General features: G+C 65.5%; 20 protein-coding genes. 12 read left to right on the forward strand and 8 right to left on the reverse strand.

Annotated elements, in window-relative coordinates; genetic code table 11:
* The first annotated feature begins 6 nt into the window (after positions 1–6).
* Positions 7–786 carry a sulfite exporter TauE/SafE family protein gene (locus tag HALZIN_RS0110330; RefSeq protein ID WP_031384139.1) on the forward strand — a complete coding sequence of 260 codons (780 nt, stop codon included), beginning with the start codon at positions 7–9 and terminating at the stop codon, positions 784–786.
* Positions 787–889: 103 nt separating this feature from the next.
* On the opposite strand, the gene HALZIN_RS0110335 is transcribed toward HALZIN_RS0110330, so the two are convergent.
* The gene (locus tag HALZIN_RS0110335; RefSeq protein ID WP_031384140.1) at positions 890–1657 is read right to left on the reverse strand and encodes an IclR family transcriptional regulator; all 768 of its coding nucleotides are present in this window, start codon (positions 1655–1657) and stop codon (positions 890–892) included.
* 129 nt (positions 1658–1786) lie between these two features.
* Between HALZIN_RS0110335 and HALZIN_RS0110340 the strand changes: the two genes are divergently transcribed.
* The 8 genes from HALZIN_RS0110340 to HALZIN_RS0110375 all read left to right on the forward strand — a co-directional run bounded on the left by HALZIN_RS0110340 (position 1787) and on the right by HALZIN_RS0110375 (position 8471).
* Positions 1787–2311, forward strand: a complete 525-nt coding sequence (locus HALZIN_RS0110340; protein WP_031384141.1) for a 2,4'-dihydroxyacetophenone dioxygenase family protein — start codon at positions 1787–1789, stop codon at positions 2309–2311.
* Between the two features lie 60 nt (positions 2312–2371).
* Entirely contained in the window at positions 2372–3346 is a 975-nt protein-coding gene (locus tag HALZIN_RS0110345; protein ID WP_031384142.1) for a Bug family tripartite tricarboxylate transporter substrate binding protein, read from the forward strand.
* 30 nt (positions 3347–3376) lie between these two features.
* Positions 3377–3847, forward strand: a complete 471-nt coding sequence (locus HALZIN_RS0110350) for a tripartite tricarboxylate transporter TctB family protein (RefSeq protein WP_031384143.1) — start codon at positions 3377–3379, stop codon at positions 3845–3847.
* On the forward strand, positions 3847–5352 hold the full coding sequence (locus HALZIN_RS0110355) for a tripartite tricarboxylate transporter permease (protein ID WP_031384144.1): 1506 nt from the start codon (positions 3847–3849) through the stop codon (positions 5350–5352). Before HALZIN_RS0110350 ends, HALZIN_RS0110355 begins: the two co-directional genes overlap by 1 nt.
* Before the next feature lie 21 nt (positions 5353–5373).
* The gene (locus HALZIN_RS0110360; protein WP_031384145.1) at positions 5374–6072 is read left to right on the forward strand and encodes an SDR family NAD(P)-dependent oxidoreductase; all 699 of its coding nucleotides are present in this window, start codon (positions 5374–5376) and stop codon (positions 6070–6072) included.
* 33 nt (positions 6073–6105) lie between these two features.
* The gene (locus HALZIN_RS0110365; RefSeq protein WP_051907467.1) at positions 6106–6864 is read left to right on the forward strand and encodes an SDR family NAD(P)-dependent oxidoreductase; all 759 of its coding nucleotides are present in this window, start codon (positions 6106–6108) and stop codon (positions 6862–6864) included.
* Positions 6865–6945: 81 nt separating this feature from the next.
* Positions 6946–7734: an SDR family oxidoreductase gene (locus HALZIN_RS0110370; protein WP_031384147.1), complete on the forward strand. Its 789-nt coding sequence runs from the start codon at positions 6946–6948 to the stop codon at positions 7732–7734.
* Positions 7735–7781: 47 nt separating this feature from the next.
* Positions 7782–8471, forward strand: coding sequence for an RraA family protein (locus tag HALZIN_RS0110375; protein ID WP_051907468.1), 690 nt, complete (start codon positions 7782–7784; stop codon positions 8469–8471).
* 64 nt (positions 8472–8535) lie between these two features.
* Here HALZIN_RS0110375 and HALZIN_RS0110380 read toward each other — a convergent pair whose 3' ends face one another.
* The 7 genes from HALZIN_RS0110380 to HALZIN_RS0110410 all read right to left on the reverse strand — a co-directional run bounded on the left by HALZIN_RS0110380 (position 8536) and on the right by HALZIN_RS0110410 (position 15901).
* Positions 8536–9552 carry an amidohydrolase family protein gene (locus HALZIN_RS0110380; protein WP_031384149.1) on the reverse strand — a complete coding sequence of 339 codons (1017 nt, stop codon included), beginning with the start codon at positions 9550–9552 and terminating at the stop codon, positions 8536–8538.
* Between the two features lie 68 nt (positions 9553–9620).
* Entirely contained in the window at positions 9621–10499 is an 879-nt protein-coding gene (locus HALZIN_RS0110385; protein WP_031384150.1) for an amidohydrolase family protein, read from the reverse strand.
* 14 nt (positions 10500–10513) lie between these two features.
* Entirely contained in the window at positions 10514–11575 is a 1062-nt protein-coding gene (locus HALZIN_RS0110390; RefSeq protein ID WP_031384151.1) for a 4-oxalomesaconate tautomerase, read from the reverse strand.
* Positions 11568–12239 (reverse strand): 4-carboxy-4-hydroxy-2-oxoadipate aldolase/oxaloacetate decarboxylase, encoded by a 672-nt coding sequence (locus HALZIN_RS0110395; protein WP_031384152.1) that lies wholly within the window; start codon positions 12237–12239, stop codon positions 11568–11570. Before HALZIN_RS0110395 ends, HALZIN_RS0110390 begins: the two co-directional genes overlap by 8 nt.
* Positions 12236–14209: a TRAP transporter permease gene (locus tag HALZIN_RS0110400; protein ID WP_084173504.1), complete on the reverse strand. Its 1974-nt coding sequence runs from the start codon at positions 14207–14209 to the stop codon at positions 12236–12238. Before HALZIN_RS0110400 ends, HALZIN_RS0110395 begins: the two co-directional genes overlap by 4 nt.
* Before the next feature lie 24 nt (positions 14210–14233).
* Positions 14234–15169, reverse strand: coding sequence for a TAXI family TRAP transporter solute-binding subunit (locus tag HALZIN_RS0110405; protein ID WP_031384154.1), 936 nt, complete (start codon positions 15167–15169; stop codon positions 14234–14236).
* Positions 15170–15256: 87 nt separating this feature from the next.
* Entirely contained in the window at positions 15257–15901 is a 645-nt protein-coding gene (locus HALZIN_RS0110410) for a TetR/AcrR family transcriptional regulator (protein WP_150113107.1), read from the reverse strand.
* A 399-nt stretch (positions 15902–16300) separates the two neighbouring features.
* Between HALZIN_RS0110410 and HALZIN_RS0110415 the strand changes: the two genes are divergently transcribed.
* The 3 genes from HALZIN_RS0110415 (at position 16301) to HALZIN_RS0110425 (ending at position 19977) form a co-directional block, all read left to right on the forward strand.
* Positions 16301–16930 (forward strand): cell wall hydrolase, encoded by a 630-nt coding sequence (locus HALZIN_RS0110415; RefSeq protein ID WP_031384156.1) that lies wholly within the window; start codon positions 16301–16303, stop codon positions 16928–16930.
* A gap of 292 nt (positions 16931–17222) precedes the next feature.
* Positions 17223–18776, forward strand: coding sequence for a DHA2 family efflux MFS transporter permease subunit (locus tag HALZIN_RS0110420; RefSeq protein WP_031384157.1), 1554 nt, complete (start codon positions 17223–17225; stop codon positions 18774–18776).
* 34 nt (positions 18777–18810) lie between these two features.
* Positions 18811–19977 carry an HlyD family secretion protein gene (locus tag HALZIN_RS0110425; protein WP_031384158.1) on the forward strand — a complete coding sequence of 389 codons (1167 nt, stop codon included), beginning with the start codon at positions 18811–18813 and terminating at the stop codon, positions 19975–19977.
* Positions 19978–20007: the final 30 nt, after the last annotated feature.

Below are 20007 nucleotides of genomic sequence, written 5' to 3' on the forward strand. Positions count from 1 at the left end.
GAGCACATGGCGGATCTGTTGTGGTACCAGTACGCGCTGATCGGCTTGATCTTCGCCTGGAGCGGTTTCGTGCGCACCAGCCTGGGGTTCGGTGGCGCGGTACTCGCCCTGCCCTTCCTGCTGCTGGTCGTCGATGAGCCGCTGTTATTCCTGCCGATCATTGCCATTCAACTGCTGATCTTCTCGAGCTGGATCGCCTGGCGCGGTCATCGCCAGCTGCGTGCCGCCAGCGGATCGACCGCGCCCGAAAGCAACATCGACTGGCGCTATCTGACCAAGGCACTGAAGATCATGATCGTGCCCAAGCTGATCGGGGTGGTGGGCCTGCTGACGCTGCCAGGCAACATCATGACCACGGTGATCTTCGTGATCGTCATCGTCTACGGGGCGAGCTATGCGCTGAACAAGCCGTTTCGCAGCCAGAGCAAGACCCTGGATTGCGTATTGCTGGCCCTCGGCGGCTACGTCAGCGGCACCTCGCTGATCGGCGCGCCGCTGATCGTCTCGGTCTTCGCCAGTCATGTCGCCAAGCATCAATTGCGCGATACGCTGTTCGTTTTGTGGTTCATCCTGGTGGTGATCAAGATGGTGTCGTTCGTGATCGCCGGCGTGGACCTGCAGTTGATCCATCAGCTATGGCTGCTGCCCTGCGCGCTGGTCGGCCACCTGCTCGGCGAGCGCGTTCACCGCTACATGCTCTCGGCCGACGCCTCGCTGTTCTTCCGCGTGCTCGGGGTGGTGCTGATTCTGGTCAGCGTGGTGGGGCTAATCACCGGTATGGGGTGAGAGCCGATCGCAATGCCCGGGGCCGCAGAACAGGAACGGTGAGCCGCACAAGTGCTCCGCGTGACACGCCAGGCCGGCGCCGGGGCATCTCGATAAGATCCGCTTACTCGATCAGCCGGAACAGGGCGTCGATGACCTTCTGCCTGACATCGTCGTGCAGCCGGTAGCGCGGCACGCTCATGCTGATCCCGCCGGCGAGCGTCCCGTCGGCGGCGCGGATGGCACGCCCGAAGCAGATGATGCCCTGTTCGTTCTCCTCGTCATCGATGGCGTAGCCGCGCTCCCGAGTGATGGCGAGTTCGTCGCGCAGCGCGTCCAGTGAGGTGAGCGTGCGCTCGGTGATCGACTCCAGGCGCAGCTTCTCCAGGTACTGCTCGCATTCAGCGTCGCCCAGCGCGGCGAGATACGCCTTGCCCACCGAGGTCGAATGCATGGGGATGGGCATACCGACATAGGAGGCCATGCGCACCATGTCGGTGGATTCGACCTTGTCGATGAACGTCATGTGGCAGCCGTACGGCACGCCGAGGTGAACGGTCTCGCCGGTGGCCTTGCCGATCGCCTGCAGCGTGGGCCGAAAGCGCGCCTGCAGGCTGCCCTGCGTCATCGATTGCCGGGCCAGCCGCAGGATTTCCCGCCCCAGCACGTACTCGCCACCCAGCGGATTGCGCTCGATGAAGCCTTCCTGCTCCAGCGTGTTCAGCAGCCGGTAGACGGTCGGCCTGGGCATTTCCAGGCGCTGCTGGATGGCCCGGGCGCTGGCCGCCTCACCCAGTTCGGGGATCACCTGCAAGAGTCGCAACCCCTTGGTCACGGCCGCTGCGCCCTGCACCTGGGCCGGCCGCGATGGCTCGTTTCTATCCGCGCTCATGTGGAGTCCTACTACAAATGTCTAGGTCACGAAGCCTCGAGACGAATTGACGGGCTGATGGTCCCCGCTTACCTTGATTCCACATTGTCCATATTGTGATCTAATGTCCATATAGTGGACGGAGGAAACATGCCTGTCAACTACGACCAACACAAGCGCATGCCCTATCAGTATCCGCAGCCGGCAGAGGCCTCTGCCGACATCGTGGTGCCGAACGCGCTGCCCGACGACGAACGGATCTGGGTGCCACAGGCGGAGAACGTCGATTTCCGCCCGCTGTGTCTCAACGTCTCCCAGGGCTACTGGGTAAATCTGCTGCGCGTTCGCAAGTCGGGCGTGCTGAGCCGCCATCGCCACCCCAACCCCGTCCACGGCATGGTGCTCAGAGGCAAGTGGCGTTACCTGGAACACGACTGGGTCGCTAGCGAAGGAAGCTATGTCTACGAGCCCCCCGGCGAAACCCATACCTTGGTCGTGGACGAGGACGTGGAAGAGATGATCACCCTCTTCCAGGTCAACGGCGTGATGTATTACGTCGACCCCTGGGGCGAGCATCTGGGCTTCGAGGACGTCTTCACCAAGGTCGACATGTGCCGCAAGCACTACGAGGCGTGCGGACTGGGGCGGGAATACGTCGACCAGTTCATTCGCTGAATGCACGGTACAGGCACTCTCCCTTCGGGGAATACAACAAGTACTCAAGGAGACTCTCTGATGACCTTCAAGATAACCCCGCTCGCACTCTCCGCCGGACTGATCGCCCTGGGTCTGTCGATCGGCGCCGCCCATGCCGACTATCCCGAAAAGCCCATCCAGTTGATCGTGCCCTGGTCCGCCGGCGGCGGCACCGACGCAGTCGCCCGGCAACTGGCCAACGGTCTGCAGGAGCAGCTCGGCCAGCCGGTCAACGTGCTCAACCGCACCGGCGGAGGCGGTATCGTCGGGCATACCACCATGACCATGGCCGAACCCGACGGCTATACCCTGGGGCTGGTGACGGCCGAAATCAGCACCTATCGCAATATAGGCACCTCCAACATCTCGTATGAGGACCTGACGCCCATCGCCATGATTAATTTCGACTCGGCGGCGTTCAATGTCAGCGCCGACTCCGAGTGGGATACGCTGGATCAGGCCTTGGCCGACATCAAGGCGAATCCCGGTGAGTACACAGTTTCCGGCTCCGGTCCGGGAGCGGCTTATCATCTCGCCTTCGCCGGCTTTCTGGACCAGCAGGGCATCGACCCCAACAGCGTCGCCCTGGTACCCAGCGAGGGTGCTGCGCCGGGCTTTCAGGAACTGGCCGCCGGCGGCGTGGATATCGTCTTCTCCTCTCTGCCGGAAGCCGAGTCAATGCGTAAGGCCGACCGCGTCGAGGCCTTGGCGGTGTTCGCCGACGAGCGTCTCGAGGCTTTCCCCGACGTGCCCACCGCCGAGGAACTGACCGGCCAGGCCTGGGCCGCCGGTACCTGGCGCGGGGTCGTGGGGCCGGAAGGCCTGCCCGAGGACGTCGTCGAGACCCTCGCCGAGGCGACCCACAAGGTCTGGGAGTCCGACGACTTCCAGTCGTTCATGGCCAAGCGCGGCTTCGGCACCGAGTGGAAAGGGCCGCAGGAATTCGCCGACTTCATGGCCGAGCAGGACGAGCAGAACGGCAAGATCATCGACAAGCTGGGGCTGGCCCAGTAACCCCCGCCACCGTATGAGACAGGAGTCGTCATGCGCGTCAATGATCTCCTGCTCGGTGTGGTGATGGCACTGCTGGGTGCCATCACCATCTGGGCCTCGCGAGACTTTCCCGCACTCCCGCGCCAGGACTATGGCGCGGGGACCTTTCCCACCCTGATCGGCGGCCTGTTGATCGCGCTCGGCGCCCTCCTGACGTTACGCGGCTGGCGCCTCGGCGGCGCCCTGCTCAGTTGGCAGGGCGAACTCTCGGCACGCCGTGTCATGACCTGCATCGCGGTGCTCATCGCCGCCGTCGCCGGTTATGTCCTGCTGACTCCGGTGCTGGGCTTTCCGATCATGTCGTTGGTGATGCTGACCCTGATGATCGGTTGGCTCACTGCGGGCCGCTGGCTTCTCGCCATGTTCATGGCAGCGGTGACAACCGCCCTGGTGTGGCTGTCATTCGCCGAACTACTCCACGTACCACTGGCGCTGGGTGTTCTGGAGAAGGTGATCTACTGATGGCAGAACTTCAACAAGCCCTGTCGATGGTCTTCTCCTGGGACGTGCTAGCGGTGATCCTGGGCGCCTCGCTGTTCGGCCTTTTCATCGGCGCCATCCCCGGGCTGACGGCGACGATGGGAACCGCGCTACTGGTGCCAGTGACGTTCTTCATGGACCCGCTACCGGCGATCAGCGCCATCGTCTCGGCCACGGCGATGGCGATCGTGGCGGGTGACATTCCCGGCGCGCTGTTGCGCATTCCCGGTACGCCGGCCTCAGCCGCCTACACCGACGAGGCCTACCTGATGGGTCGCCAAGGCAAGGTCGGCCAAGCGCTGGGAATCAACCTCACCTGCTCAGTGGTGGGCGGCGTGATCGGGGTGATCATACTGGCCTTCTTTTCGCCGCTGATCGCCGAGTTCGCGCTGCAGTTCACCAGCGACGAGTACTTCTGGCTGGCCCTGCTGGGGCTGTCCTGCGCGGTGCTAGTCTCCGGCGGCGATGCCCTGAAGGGGGCGATCTCGATGCTGCTGGGCCTGTTGATCTCGATGGTGGGCATGAGTTCGGTATCGGGCCAGGCCCGATTCACCTTCGGCGTTCCCGACCTGCTGGGCGGCATCTCGATCCTGCCGGTGCTGATCGGGCTGTTCGCGGTGGCCGAGTTGATGCGCCGGATCCCGGAAGTCGGCCGGATCTCGATCCCTCGCCCGCCGCCGGTGAAGAAGCCGTTCGCCGGCGTGGGCGAGGCAATGTGGCGCTACAAGGGCGGCGTAATGCGCAGCGGTTTTTTGGGCACGCTGATCGGCGCGCTGCCCGGCGCCGGCGCGGACATCGCCTCGTGGATCTGCTATGCCTTGTCGCGCAAGCTCTCGCGCACGCCCGAGAAGTTCGGCACCGGGCACCCCGAGGGGCTGGTCGCGGCCAGCGCGGCCAACAATGCGGCGCTTTCCGGCGCCTACATCCCGGCACTGGTGTTCGGCATTCCCGGCGACACCATCACCGCGATCATCATTGGGGTGCTGATGATGAAGGGGATCACCCCGGGCCCTGACGTCTTTACCAACGACGCGGCCCTGGTCAACGCCATCTTCATCGTCTTCCTGCTGGCCAACCTGTTGCTGCTGCCGCTGGGCCTGCTGGCGGTGCGCGGCGCCCGGCACATCCTGTCGATCCCGTCGGGGGTGCTCTACCCTCTCATTCTGCTGTTCTGCATCGTTGGCGCCTACGCCACCAACAACAGCATGCTGGACGTGTGGATCATGCTCGGGCTGGGGGTGCTGGCCTACTTCATGGTGGAAAACGACTTCCCCATCGGCCCCATGATCTTGGCAGTGATCCTTGGCCCAATCATCGAGAGCAACTTCCTGCGCTCGATGATCAAGGCCCAGGGCGACCTGCTGACCCTCTTCGACCGGCCCATCGCTGCCACCCTGGGCTGTCTGGCCTTGCTGGTCTGGGCGGGCATCCTGCTCTCCAGCGTCTGGGGCATGCGCAAGGCACGTCACGAAACCTCTTCCACCTGAAGCCGGTACAAGGAAACGTCTATGAGAAACGTTATCGTAGTCGGCGGCAGCACGGGCATCGGCCGCGCGATCGCTCAGGCGTTCGTCGCCCAGGGTGCCGACGTGCACATCACCGGAATCGAAGCGCCCGAGGCGATGTCCCTCGACGCCGTCGCCGGCAAGCACCAGCTCGACGTCCGCGATCCAGGCGCGGTGGAGGCGTTCTTCGCCGGCTTCGCGCGGATCGACGTGCTGGTCAACTGCGCCGGGGTGATCCGCCGCGGCGGCGAGGAGTTCTCCCCACAGGGCTTCGCCGATGTCGTCGACATCAACCTCAACGGCACCCAGCGCTGCTGCCAGGCGGCCTACCCCGCGCTCAAGGCCGCCCGCGGTTGCATCATCAACACGGCCTCGATGCTGTCGTTCTTCGGCAGCGGCTTCGTGCCCGCCTACTCCGCCTCCAAGGGCGGCGTCGCCCAGCTGACCCGCTCGCTGGCGATCGCCTGGGCCGACGACGGCATTCGCGTCAACGCCCTGGCGCCCGGCTGGATCGCCACCGAGTTGACTTCGGCGCTTACCGCCAACGAGGAGCGCTCGGCCGAACTCGTCGGGCGCACGCCGCTGGGCCGCTGGGGCACGCCGGAGGATCTGGCCGGCCCGGCGCTGTTCCTCGCCTCCAACGACGCCCTCTTCGTGACCGGCAGTGTCCTGCCGGTGGACGGCGGCTACTCGGCCCGCTGATTGCACGCAACTTGCCGAACGGACCCTGAAACGATGACAACCTCAATTCCCGACGACGCGATCTATGAGTCCCGCCTGCCGCGCTACGACTTCCACGGCAAGGTCGCTGCGGTGACCGGCGGCAGCCGAGGCATGGGCCGGGCCATAGTAGAGCGGCTAAGCCGCGACGGCGCCACGGTGTGGGTGCTGGACATCGCCCCCGACGACACGCCGCGCCAGCTAGCGGTGGACGTCACCCGTCCAGAGACGCTCGCGCGCGCCGCCGAGACGCTGATCGCCGAGAGTGAACGCCTCGATATTCTGGTACACAACGCCGGCCTCTCCGGGCCGACCCTGGCGCTGGTCGACTACCCGCCGGGGACTTGGCGGCAGATCATCGATGTCAACCTGACCGGCACCTACGAGGTGTGCAGGCATTTTGTGCCGCTGCTTGTGCACCAGCCGCGCAGCTGGCTGGTCAACATGGCCTCGCTAGCCGGCAAAGAGGGCACACCCAGCGCCTCGGCCTACAGCGCCGCCAAGGCGGGCGTGATGGCGCTGACCAAGTCTCTGGCCAAGGAGTGCGCGGCGACGGGCCTGCGCGTCAATGCGCTGGCGCCGGCCGCCATCGACACCGAGCTGCTCAAGCAGATGAGCCGCGAGCATGTCAAGACGATGATCGGCAAGTCGCCCCAGGGCCGGCTCGGACGTCCCGACGAGGTCGCCGAGATGGTCGCCTGGATGGTCTCCGACGCCTGCACCTTTCAGTCGGGAGCGACCTTCGATCTCTCCGGTGGGCGCGCTACTTACTGACGCTCATGGCTTTAACAATGCAGCAGACTAATCCAGCCACATCGACACAATCGACAACTCACTAACTCGGGAGATTTCAAAATGGATCTGGGAATCGCCGGCCGCTGGGCCGTGATCGGTGCCGCAAGCCGCGGCTTGGGCCAGGGATGCGCCAGAGCGCTGGCCCGAGAAGGTGTCAATCTGGTGATCAATTCGCGCAGTGCCGAGGCCCTCGAGGAGACGGCCCGTTCGCTGCGCGAGATCAATGCCGGGATCGCGGTCCGCGCCGTCGCCGGCGACATCGGCGACGATGCTATCCGCGCGGCCATTCTCGAGGCCTGCCCGCAGGTCGACATTCTCGTCACCAACAACGGCGGGCCACCGCCCGGCGACTTTCGCGACTGGACGCGGGACGATTGGCTGCAAGCCGTGGAGGCCAACATGCTCACGCCGATCGAGCTGATCAAGGCGACGGTGGACGCCATGGCTGCGCGCGGCTTCGGCCGGGTGGTGAACATCACCTCGGGCGCGGTCAAGGCGCCGATCGACGTACTCGGGCTTTCCAACGGCGCGCGCAGCGGACTGACGGGCTTCGTCGCGGGCCTAGCCCGCCAGCCGCAACTGGCGAGCCTCAACGTCACCATCAACAACCTGCTGCCCGGCGCCTTCGATACCGAGCGCCTGCGCGGCGGACTCGATGCGGCATCGAAGGCCTCAGGAGAGGACGTGGCGCGGATCCGTGAGCAGCGCCTGGCGGGCATCCCGGCCCGGCGCTTTGGATCGGCCGAGGAGTTCGGCGAGGTCTGCGCCTTCCTGTGCAGCCAGCAGGCCGGTTATCTGACGGGACAGAACATCCTGCTCGACGGAGGCAGCTATCCGGGCACCTTCTGAGTTCCGCTCGACACGCTCGTAGCCATCACTTCGCCAAAGGAGCGACCATGATTGCCGATGACGACACGACGCTATTGGTGCAGGTGAGGGAACGGCTGACGTCGTCCCTGATCGGCGATATCCTCGACAACCTCGGCTACCGACAGCAATTCCTGCCGCCGCGGATTCGCGCGCTGGATCCCGACAAGCCCCTGGCCGGCCGGGCGATGCCGGTGCTGGAGAGCGATTACCTGACGCCCGAGGACGCTTCAAGCGTCAATCCGCTGGGCCTGAAACCGTTCGGCCTGATGCTCGAGGCCCTGGACGACCTGCGCCCCGACGAGGTGTACATCGCCTCCGGCAGCTCGCCCCGCTACGCCCTGTGGGGCGGTCTGATGACGTTGCGCGCCCTGCAGCTCGGCGCCGCCGGTGCGGTGCTCAACGGCTATTCCCGCGATACCCGGGAGATTCTCCCGACGGCGTTTCCGGTCTTCTCCTACGGCAGCTACGGACAGGATCAGGGGCCGCGGGGCAAGGTCATCGATTACCGGGTACCGATCGAGATCGAAGGGGTCCGGGTCGACCCGGGCGATCTTCTCTTCGGCGATGTCGACGGGGTCGTCGTCATTCCGCAGGCCATCGAGCAGGAGACCATCGCCCGGGCCCTGCAGAAGAGCGACGCCGAGGATCAGGTCAGGGACGCCATTCTTCAGGGCATGAGCACGGTCGAAGCGTTCAGGACCTTCGGCGTCATGTAATCCATCCGCTCCGACTTCCCGGAGCGTGGCACACGACAGCGGGGGCGTTGAGTGCCCCGCCCCGTCACAGGTATTGATTCAGGCGCGGGAAGACGCGCCGCGCGTTGCCCTCGAAAATCGCCTGCTTCTGCCCGGCATCCAGGTCCTGGTTGGCATCGATGTAGCGCTTGGTGTCGTCGAAGTAATGGCCGGTCTGGGGATCGACACCGCGTACCGCGCCGATCATCTCCGAGGCGAACAGGATGTTCTTGTCGGGGATCACCTCGAGCAGCAGATCGATGCCCGCCTGATGGTAGACGCAGGTATCGAAGTAAATGTTGTCGAGCACCCGCTGCTCGAGATCGCCGAGCTTCATGTCCTGGGCCATGCCGCGGAAGCGCCCCCAGTGGTAGGGCACGGCGCCGCCGCCGTGGGGGATGATGAAGCGCAGCTCGGGGAAGTCCTTGAACAGGTCGGACATCATCAGTTGCACGAAGGCGGTGGTATCGGCGCTCAGGTAGTAGGAGCTGGTGGTATGGAAGGCCTCGTGGCAGGCGCCGCTGACGTGGATCATCGCCGGTATGTCCAGTTCGACCATCTTTTCATAGATGGGGTACCAGAACCGGTCGTGCAGCGGCTTGTCCTTCCAATAGCCGCCGGACGGGTCGGGGTTGAGGTTACAGCCGACGAAGCCCATCTGGTTGACGGTGCGCTCGAGTTCGGCGACGCACGCCTCGGGCGTCACCAGCGGGCTCTGGGGCAACTGGCAGACCGGCGCGAAATTCTCGGGGAACAGCCCCACCACCCGCTTGATCAGGTCGTTGCAATGCTCCGTCCAGGCGAGGCTGGTGCTCTCGTTGCCCAGGTGGTGGCCCATCCAACTGCCGCGCGGCGAGAAAATCGTCATGTCGGTGCCGCGCTCGCGCTGCAACCGCAGTTGGTTGTTCTCGATGCTTTCGCGGATCTGGTCGTCGGAGATGGCCAGCTGCCCTTTCACGGAGCGATGGTCCGGGTCCGCCGCAAGTGCCTGACGCTGCTGTTCGCGATAGTCGCCCAGGCTCTGGGGCGCGGTGGTGTAGTGGCCGTGACAATCGATGATCATGGGAAATCCCTTGTTGATGGCGGACGGGCGAGCCGCCCCGTTGACCTCGTTGATGTCGCCGGGCGACGCTAGCCAGCGTCGCTCCAGTAAAGGCGCATCGGGTTGTCGACCAACAGGCACTGCTGGAGCTCGGCGGTGACGGCAATCCGCGGAATCACCTCCACCAGCTCGCCGTCGTCGGGCATGTGGCTCTTCATGTTGGGATGCGGCCAGTCGGTGCCCCACAGCACGCGCCCGGGAAACGCCTCGACGAGCGCGCAGGCGAAGGGCACCACGTCGGTGTAATCCGGCCCCTGACGAGTCAGCCGCTCGGGACAGCTGACCTTGGTCCAGATATTGTCGTGCTCGCCGAGCAGCGCCATGAACGCCTGGAAATCGGGGTGATCGACGCCCTTGGCGACATCGGGTCGGCCCATGTGATCGATGACCACGATGGTCTCCAGGCGCCGCAGCAGCGGCTTGATCTCCTCGAGATCGTCGGCCTCGAAATACACCACCACGTGCCAGCCCAGCGGCTTGATCTTGTCGACGATGCGCAGGCAGTCATCCCACGAGGTGTTGTCGACCAGGCGCTTGACGAAGTTGAAGCGCACCGCCCGCACCCCGGCGGCGTGCATCGCCTCGAGCTCGTCCGCGCCGATGCACGAATCGACCACCGCCACGCCGCGCGCCCGATCGCCGGAAGCGGTCAGCGCATCGAGCAACGCCCGGTTGTCGGTACCATGACAGGAGGCCTGGACGATGACGTTGCGCGCAAAGCCGAGATGATCGCGCAGGGCGAATAGCTCGTCCTTGCCGGCGTCGCAGGGCGTGTATTTGCGGGCGGGCGAAAACGGGAACTCCGACGCGGGGCCGAAGACATGACAGTGGGCGTCCACCGCCCCGGCCGGCGGCTGAAAAGCCGGCTTTTTGGGATTGGCGTGAAACGCCAGGTAATCGGTATCCATAACGACTCCAACGATCAGTGCGCAAAGACCACGCCATCAAAGAGTTTGCGCGCCGTGCGCAACACCGCCGCGGACGCCACCTGGCCGGCGGCGTCCCGCGTCAGCACGATCTCGGTGCGCCCGCTGGGCTGCTCGATGTACAGCGGCTTGGCGTCATCGCCATTCATGACGGCCAGGTCGTAAGCCACCGAGCCCGGAATGGCACAGGCCATGGCCACCGAGACCGCGCACAGCACGCCGATGGAGGCGTGGCAACGGTGCGGAATGAAGGTTCGCGTGCACAACGTGCCGTCCGTCCCGTTGGGCGGACTGACGATGACCATCTTGGGCACGGTCGTTTCATGCACCTCGCCCAGGTTCATCAGCGGCCCGGCCTTGAGGCGGATCGCTTCCAGGCGCGCTTTCAGCGCCTCGTCGGCATCGAGCGTTGCGCGCTCCTCCCGCCCGCTGATGCCCAGATCCTCGGCGCGCAACAGCACGCTGGGCATGCCATTGTCGATGCAGGTGACCGGCGTGGCGTCGATTTCGTCCCGGGCATTGCCGGTGGGCAGCAGGGCTCCGCAGCTGGAGCCGGCGGTGTCCTCGAAGGTGATGAGTATCGGGCTCGCCGTGCCGGGCACACCGTCGATCGCGGTGTCGCCGGTGTAGGCAATCTTGCCGCCCCGCGTCTGCACCCGGCTGGTCGCGACCTGGCCGGTATTCTTCATGTGGACGCGCACATCGGTCGTTTCGCCCTGCACCGAGACCAGCCCTCGTTCGATGGCGAACGGAGCGACGGCGGCAAGCATGTTGCCGCAGTTCTGGGCGTCGGAGACGAGGGCCCGGTCGACATGGACCTGTAGAAAAAGGTACTCGACGTCCGCATCGGGGCGATTGGAAGGCGCCACCACGGCGACCTTCGAAGTGAGCGGATCGGCGCCACCCATGCCGTCGATCTGGCGCGGGTCGGGCGAGCCCATGATGCGCAACAGGCAGGCATCGCGGGCGTCGCTGTCGGCGGGCAGATCGCTCGCCAGGAAGAAGCCGCCCTTCGAGGTGCCGCCGCGCATCCATAGGCAGGCAATACCGTCAGACATACTTGAGCCCCCTCTCCTTCAAGCGTGCGCGCATGGCGTAGATATCCAGTCCCAATTCGCCGGCGGCAAGTCGCTGACGCATCTCCTCCTCGCGGGCCAGGCGCTCGCGGGCCTTTTCCAGTACCTCCACCGCTTCTTCACGACGCACGACACAGACGCCGTCGTCGTCGGCGACAATGATGTCGCCGGGGTTGACCAGCGCGCCGGCACAGACGACCGGTACATTGACCGAGCCCAGCGTTTCTTTCACCGTGCCCTGGGCGAAGATCGCCTTCGACCAAACGGGAAAGCGCATCTCGGTGAGATCGCGGATATCGCGAACCCCGGCATCGATGATCAACCCGACGCCGCCGCGCGCCTGCATCGAGGTCGCCAGCAGGTCGCCGAAGTAGCCGGCGCTCGATGGCGAGGTCGGCGCCAGCACCAGAATGTCCCCCGGACGTACCTGCTCGATGGCGACGTGAACCATCCAGTTGTCCGCTGGCGCGGCGGAGATCGTCACCGCCGAAGCCGCCACTTGCGCGCCCGAGTAGAGGGGACGCAGATACTCCGCCAGCAATCCCTTGCGGCCCTGAGCCTCATGCACTGTGGCGACGCCGCATTCGGTGAGCCCCTTGATAACCTCGGAATCGGCCCTTTCGATATTCTGCACAACTACATTCATGACTCTTTCCTCAGTGAGGTCTTGTCGAGCGCTCCCACCGGCGATACCTGCGACGACTTTGTCGCCGTGTGGGCCAGGTAGATTCTTGCCAGCACCACGACCAGCACGACCAGCCCGGCGCCACGGATCGCCAGAATCAGCGGGTCGAAGTCCGTGGCCGGAACCGGCCAGGCCACCGCGATCGAAGCGGCGAGCAACAAGAGCCGCTCCACCGCGGCCAGCGGCCGCGACAGCCAGCCGGCGAAGGCGATGGTGATGCCGATCACCGCGGGGAACGACAGGGCGACGGCGACGCCGATATCCAGCGGCTCACCGAGCATCAGAAGCCCCGGCATGTTGACGAACAGGAAAGGCACCAGCAGCTTGACGAAGCCCAGCCGCATGGACTCCACGGCGGTGGCATTGGCCGGCGAACCGGCGATGCTCGCGGCCGCGTAGGCGGCCAGTGCCACCGGCGGAGTGATCGCCGACACCAGGCCGAAGTAGAAGATGAACATGTGCGCGGCGATCGGCTGCATGCCCAGTTGGGTCAGCGCCGGGGCGACCAGCACGGCCAGCAGCAGATAGGCCGCCGAGGTCGGCAGCCCCATGCCCAGCACGAACGACGCCACCGCCGTCAGCAGCAGCACCGCCCAGAGGCTCGCCCCGCCCACCTCGACGATCAGCCCGGAGACCATCAGCCCCATGCCGGTGAGGTTGAGCACCCCGATGACAGTGCCCGCGGCGGCTACGGCGGCGACGATCGGCAATGTGGCCAGCAGGGTGTCCTTGCACACCTCGACCAGGTCGACCGGGCCGATGCGGGTCAGCTTCTGCCAGGGGCTGATCAACAGGCCGACGACGATCGACAGCACCGCCGCCTGGGTCGGCGACTTGCCCATCACCATCAGCGCGATGAGGCAGATCAGCGGCAGTAGCAGGTAGCCGCGCTTGCGCAGCGTCTCGCCCAGAAAGCGCAGGCCGCCCGAGCTGTCGCGCGCCAGGTTCAAGCGCCCAGCCTCCAGGTACACGGCGGTCATCAGCGCCGCCACGTAGAGCAACGCGGGTATCAGCGCCGCCAACGCGATGGTGGCGTAGGGCACGCCGATGATCTCAGCCATCAGGAAGGCCGCGGCGCCCATCACCGGCGGCATGATCTGCCCCGCCGAGGAGGCGGCGGCCTCGATGGCGCCGGCCAGCGTCGGGCTGTAGCCGACCCGCTTCATCAGCGGAATGGTGAAGGTGCCAGTGGTGACCACGTTGGCCACCGCGCTGCCGTTGAGCGAGCCCAGCAGGGTGCTCGACAGCGCCGCCGACAGCCCCGGGCCGCCCTGCACGCGGCCGGTCAGCCCGCGGGCGATGTCGACGAACACCTCGCCGGTGCCGATCTTGGTCAACAGCGCCCCGAACAGTGCGAACAGGAAGATGTACTCGGCAGCCACGCCCATCGGCACGCCGTAGAAACCCTCGGTCGACAGCAGCAGCGTCGAGGTCAGCCGCGACAGGTCGTAGCCGCCGTGACCGTACTTGCCGGGGATCAGATAGCCGAAATAAGCATAGCCCAGCGCCGCGGCGATCAGCACCACCAGCGCCCAGCCCACATACAGCCGCACCAGCATCACCACCACCAGCATCAGGCCAACGAACAGGTAGCGATCCAGCGCGGTGGACATGGCCCCGCGCATGATGATGTCCATGTAGGTCTGCCACAGGTAAGGACCGGGAATCAGCGCGATGGCCACCAGCGCGTAGCAGAACAGCTTCAGGGCGATCGGCCGGGCGCGGAGCCCGGCGTACAGCAAGCCGGCCGCCGCCACCGCCGAGAAGAACAGCGAGCGCAATATCAGGGCGGTGATGCCGCCGTAATAGGCGCCGTAGATGACCAGTGCCGTGACGGCCACGGCCAGCAGGGCGAACAGCAGTGAGATCACCACCCGCTCTCCCCGCCGGGATGCGCCGTCGTCGAGCAACAGTTTTTCGATGAGTTGCATGACTACGCCTCGATCACAGCGTGATCATTGCTGGGCTTCCTGGAAATAGCGCTGGGCGCCCGGATGCAGGTCGATCGGCGTATTCTCGGCAGTTTCCCGGGAAATCTTCTTGGCCTGCGGGTGCACCGCCCCCAACTCGTCGAGATGGCTGAACAGCGTCTTGGTCACGCCGTAGACGGTGTCCTCGGCGACGTCCTCGGCGGTGAACAGGATCGCCGGGTCGTTGATGGCGGTAATCGGCTCATCCTGATCTTCGTAGGTGCCGGCGGGGATGTCATACAGCTGGTAGTAGGGGTATTGGTCGAGCATCGCCTGCACCTGGTCCTTCTCGATCGGCAACAGCCGCATGTCGCGCTGCGAGCTCAGGTCGATCAGCGCCGCGGTCGGGGCGCCGGCCAACACGGCCGTCGCATCGACCTGCTCGTCCATCAGCGCGCCGACCCCTTCGGTGTACGACAGGAACTGCGGTTCGATGGAATCGAAGACCCCGTAGGCCTCGAGGATGCGCTTGGCAAGGACCGCCGAGTTGCTGCCTGGAGGCCCCAGGCTGACTCGCTTGCCCGCCAGGTCGGCGATGCTCTTGACCTCGGTGTCGGCGGTGGTCGCGAGTTGCAGCACCGCGGGATACAGGTAGGCGATGCTCTGGATCGCCTGCGGCTCACCGTCGAACGGCCCCTCGCCATGGACGGCCTCGTAGAGCGTGGACGAGGACGAGAAACCCAGGGCCATCTGCCCGGCCGCGACCCGCCGCACGTTCTCGATCGAGGCGCCGGTGACTTCCGCCCGGGCGGTGGTGTCCTGCATGTGCTTGTTCAGGGTGTCCGCCACCCCGGCGCCGATCACGTAGAACAGCCCCCCGGTACCGCCGGTACCGATAGAGAGACGCTCGTCGGCGCTGGCGACGCCGCTGGCCAGCATCAGGCCGGTCGTCAGCGTGGCGATGGATTTCCAGAATTTCATGATGCACTCCTCTCTCGATTAACGTGCTCGCGATTCGTTGGCTCGCGGTTGTTGTACTCGATCGGTCTGGCCGAGCGGATGTCGCTCTCAGCGGGACGACAGGTTGCGGAAACTGGCGAAGCTGGCATTGACCAGCGCGTCGATGGCCGCATCACGGTCGTGTCCGTCGACCTCCCCGCCCGACAGACGGGTAATGCGCTCGGGGTTGATCAGCGCGTAATACAGCGAGCCGAGCAGGAACTGGCTGCACCACAAAAGCCCTTCCTGGCTGGCGCCGGGTACGCAATCGGCGATGGCGCGCATGAAGGCATGGCTGGTTTCGTCGAACGACTCGGCGATGATCGCGCTGGCGTCCTTGTTGCCTTCCGCCGAGAGCACCGCGCGCATGCGCGTGAACTCGGCGCCGCCCCCGACGCTGTTTTCCGACATGGAGAACGCCGGAAGGATGTAGGCCCGCAGTACGAACCTGAGTCGTTCATCGTCGTCCTTGAGCAACACGGCCTGCTCCAGCAGCTCTCCGCGCCGCTGGTTCATGGGCGCCGTATGGCGCATGTAGATCTCGCGCAGCAGGCTCGCCTTGGAGCCGAAGTGGTAGGTCAGGCTGCCCACGTTGGCATCCGCTTCCTTGGCGATGGCGCGCATCGAAACGGCGTTGTAGCCGCTTTGCGAAAACAGCCGCTGCGCCGAAGCGAGCAGCCTTTCCTTGACTGAGGGTGTTGCTACTGTGGTCACCAGGCCCGCCCATGTTCGTCCGTACTAAGTTCTTGTACAGTTGTATAAGAGCGGTTCGAGCAATGCAATTTTCAGGGAACTAGACATTGGTCGCAGTTCCATTCCCGCGAGGGGGCGCCCGCCGGCGAGACGTGCGCACGGCGAGGCCCGAAGCCATGCATCGTGCAGCGTTGGAGGAAGCAAGATCAGGCCGATGGGCGACCCCGGCTCAGGGAAACGACTGACCCCTCGTCACGCCCCTCAGTCTTTGGTCGCCGTTGCGTTCGTACGTGGAGCGCAGGGTATAAGCTCGGCGGACCGGCGGGGGTTCGGTCCTCAGGGCATCGAGCGTTGGCAGCGCGAATGGCCGTTGGCCACCGGGCCACGTAGGATTGCGCTACGCCTCGACGAGAAACCGACATGCCCGTGCGCCGTTATTCCGTGTTGCTGAGTCTGACCCTGAGCGTGACACTCCCATGGATGGCTGCGGATCCCGCCTGGGCCAGCGAAACCCAGATGGCCGAGACCGCCGAGCGGAAGGCCGAAATACTCGAACAGAAAGCTTTGGCCGAGCCCAACGAGACGCCGCCCGCCCCCCGCCAGGCATTGACGCCAAGCGGCATACAGGCGGTCGACCCGCAGGGTGACGCCCCGCTCGACGACCCCATTACCTGCCTGTCGCGAACCATCTATTGGGAGGCTCGCGGTGTCGGTGCCAGCGAGATGGAAGCGGTCGCCAATGTAGTGATGAACCGGCTCGGCGATGCCGATTTCCCCAACACGGTCTGCGAGGTCGTCCGCCAGGGCTCCGAGCAGGGCAATTGCCAGTTCTCCTGGTGGTGCGACGGCCGTTCGGACAGCGCCTTCGAGGAACGGGCCTACGCCGAGTCCAAGAAGATCGCCCGTCGCGCGCTCAACGGATCGCTCGCCGACGCCACCAATGGCGCGCTGTTCTTCCATAGCAAGAGCGTCACGCCCAGCTGGGCGAGCCAATTCACCAAGACCGCCGAGACCGACGCGTTCGATTTCTATCGACCGGATGACGGCTAGCCGGGCTTGAGCCGCCCAGGCGACTTCATGATCGCTCGACGTCCGGCTGCGCGCACTCACGGGCCGCTGTCTTTGGCGGGTTAATTTATTAGCCAACAAACGATATACTCACTAGCGACTAGCGCGTTACCGGAGGCGGCTCCGGAACGCCGGCAGCTGAATACGCTCCACGGCCCGACCGACAAGGCCGTGGAGCGTCGTTTATGCGCCCATCCCAGCAATACAACGCCCAAAGGAAGACCGTGTTCGTTCCCGATACGCAGGCGGCGCGCCCGCGCCGCAGGTTCAGGTCATGAGTCAGGTGGAGCAGCTGTTCGAGCGTTACGGCCCGCGCTACAAGCTGTGGGTCACGCTCACCGTCATGCTGGGCCTGGTGGCGCTGGGCATGTCGATCACCATCGTCAACGTGGCGATTCCCTACATCAAGGGCGCCTTCGGCATGAGCGATTCCCAGGTGCAGTGGCTTTCCACCGGCTTTCTGGCCTCGACCACGGTATCGCTGCTGGTCGCGCCGTGGCTGGTGTCCGCCATCGGCCAGCGCGCCACCTTCATCGGCCTGCTGGCGGTGTTCATCGGCGCGTCGATCCTCGGCGGCCTGGGCCAGGGGATGATGGCGCTGATCGCCGCGCGGGTCGTCCAGGGAGCGATGACCGGGCTGATTCGTCCGGTCGCCATGCAGGCGCTGTTCGCCGCCTACCCGCCCGAGGGGCGCGGCATGGCCATCGCCATGTACGGCATGTGCCTGGGTCTGCCGCTGACGCTGGCCACCGTGATCGGCGGCTGGCTGGTGGAGAACTTCACCTGGCGCTACGTATTCTTCATCACTCTGCCGATCTGCATGGCGGCGGCGGTGATGGGCTACTTCTTCCTGCCCACCCGCGAACACAAGGGGCCGCGCCCGCCCTTCGACTGGGCCGGCGTGGTGCTGCTGTTCGCCGCGGTGTTCGCGCTGCTGGCGGCGCTCTCCAACGGCCAGCGCTGGGGCTGGTACGACCCGCGCGTGCCCGAGCTGGTGCTGTTCGCGCTGGTCTGTGCCACGGTATTCGTGGCCTGGCAGAAACGTACCGCGCATCCGCTGCTCGACCTGTCGATCTTCGGCTACCGCATCTTCGTGGTCGGCACCCTGGCGATGCTGCTGTTCGGCGGTTCCTTCTACGGCATCATGTACCTGCTGCCGCAGTTCGTGCAGTCGGTCCTGCATTACAGCCCGGTCACCGCCGGGCAGATATTCCTGCCCTCCACGGCGGTACTCGGCGTGCTGGTGCCGCTGGTGGGCTGGCTGAGCGATCGCTACCCGCCGCACTGGATCACCCTGCCGGGGCTGGCCTGCACGCTATTCTCGGTATGGCACATGGCGCAGATGGACTGGAACACCTCGTTCGCCTACCTGGCCGGTGCGATGGCGGTGATGTCGGTGGGCATGGCGTCCTTTCCCCCGCCGACCCTGTCAAACGCCATCGCCGCCCTGCCGCGCCATTTGACCGGCCATGGCTCGGGGGCGATCAACTTCGCCATGCAACTGGGCGGGGCACTGGGCACCGCCGGGCTGGTGATCCTGCTCGATCGTCAGACCGTTCAGCACGGCCAGCATCTCAACGCCGGCGTGACTGCCGGCAACGCCATGGCCCAGCAGCAACTCGGCGAGCTGGCCGAGCTGGCCGCTCGCCTGGGCGTGTCGGCCACGCATCAGCAGGCCATGGCCGGCTACCTGATGGGGCGCGTGGAGGCGATCTGGGCATCGATTCTGGCCTATCAGGATGGTTTCTGGCTGCTGGTCGGCAGCCTGATGATCGTCACCATTCCTTCCATACTGCTAAGCCGCTGGCAACGGGCCGGTCAGGTTTGACCCGCACTCGTGATTGTCTCAAGGATCCCTGAACATGACATCGTCGTCGACCAACCCGCTACGTCGTTTCACCACCAAGGCCAAGTATCAGCTCGCGGGTCTCGCGATCGTGCTGATTCTGGTGCTGCTGTGGGGCGCCCAGGCGATCTATTACGGCCTGTCCCACGTCAGCGCTCAGGACGCCCGGGTCATGGCCAGCCAGGTCACCGTCAGCAGCCGTCTGTCGGGGTGGGTCACCGGCTTCTCGATCACCGAGGGCGACCGGCTCGCCAAGGGCGATACGGTGGCCCGCCTCTACAGCGAACCCGACGCGCAGGAGCTCGCGATGCGCAAGGCCAGTGTGGCGGCCATGCAGGCGCGACGCGATTACGAGCAGGCCCGGCTCGAGCTCGCCGAGAAGCAGTTCCAGGGCGGCTTGAACATCGCCGCCCAGCAGCTCGAATCGTTCAAGGCCGCCGAAGCCGCCGCCAAGGCGCGGCTGGTCCAGGCGCGCAAGGATTATCAGCGCTCGGATGCGCTGCTCGACAAGCGCTCGATCTCGCAGCAGCAACGCGACGAGAACTATTATGCCTATCTCGCGGCCCAGGCCGAGTACCGCCAGGCGCAACAGCAAGTGGCCGTCGGCCAGGCGCAATCCGACAACGCCCATGTGGGCTTTCTCAACGGCGCGCAGATGCCACTGCCCAACCCATCGGTGCTGCGTATCCAGCTACGAATCGCCGACCAGGAACTGGCCCAGGCCCAGGCAAAGCTCGAGCAGGAAAAGCTGCGCATCGCCGATCTTCAGGTACCCAGTCCAATCGATGGCGTGGTCAACAAGACGCTGATCGACGAGGGCGAATACGTCAGCGCCGGCCAGCCGATCCTGATGATGCACGACCCCGATAAGCTGTGGGTCGAAGCCAACATCAAGGAAACCGACATCGGCGAGTTGCGTGTCGGTCAGCCGGTGGCAATCAGCGTCGACGCCTACCCCGACGCGACCTTCGCGGGCCACGTCAGCGTCATTGGCCGCGCCGCCACCAGCCAGTTCGCGTTATTGCCGAACCCCAACCCCTCGGGCAACTTCACCAAGATCACCCAGCGCATCCCGGTGCGCATCGCCCTCGACGACGGCCCCATCGAGCTGATCGGCCCGGGGATGATGGTGGAGGCGAACATCGACGTCAGCGACGCCAAACCTCGCCAGCATGCAGGCTGAGCGGGCCGGCATCGACCTGCGCCCGCCTGA

This window comes from Halomonas zincidurans B6, from assembly GCF_000731955.1.
GTDB classification, from domain to species: domain Bacteria; phylum Pseudomonadota; class Gammaproteobacteria; order Pseudomonadales; family Halomonadaceae; genus Modicisalibacter; species Modicisalibacter zincidurans.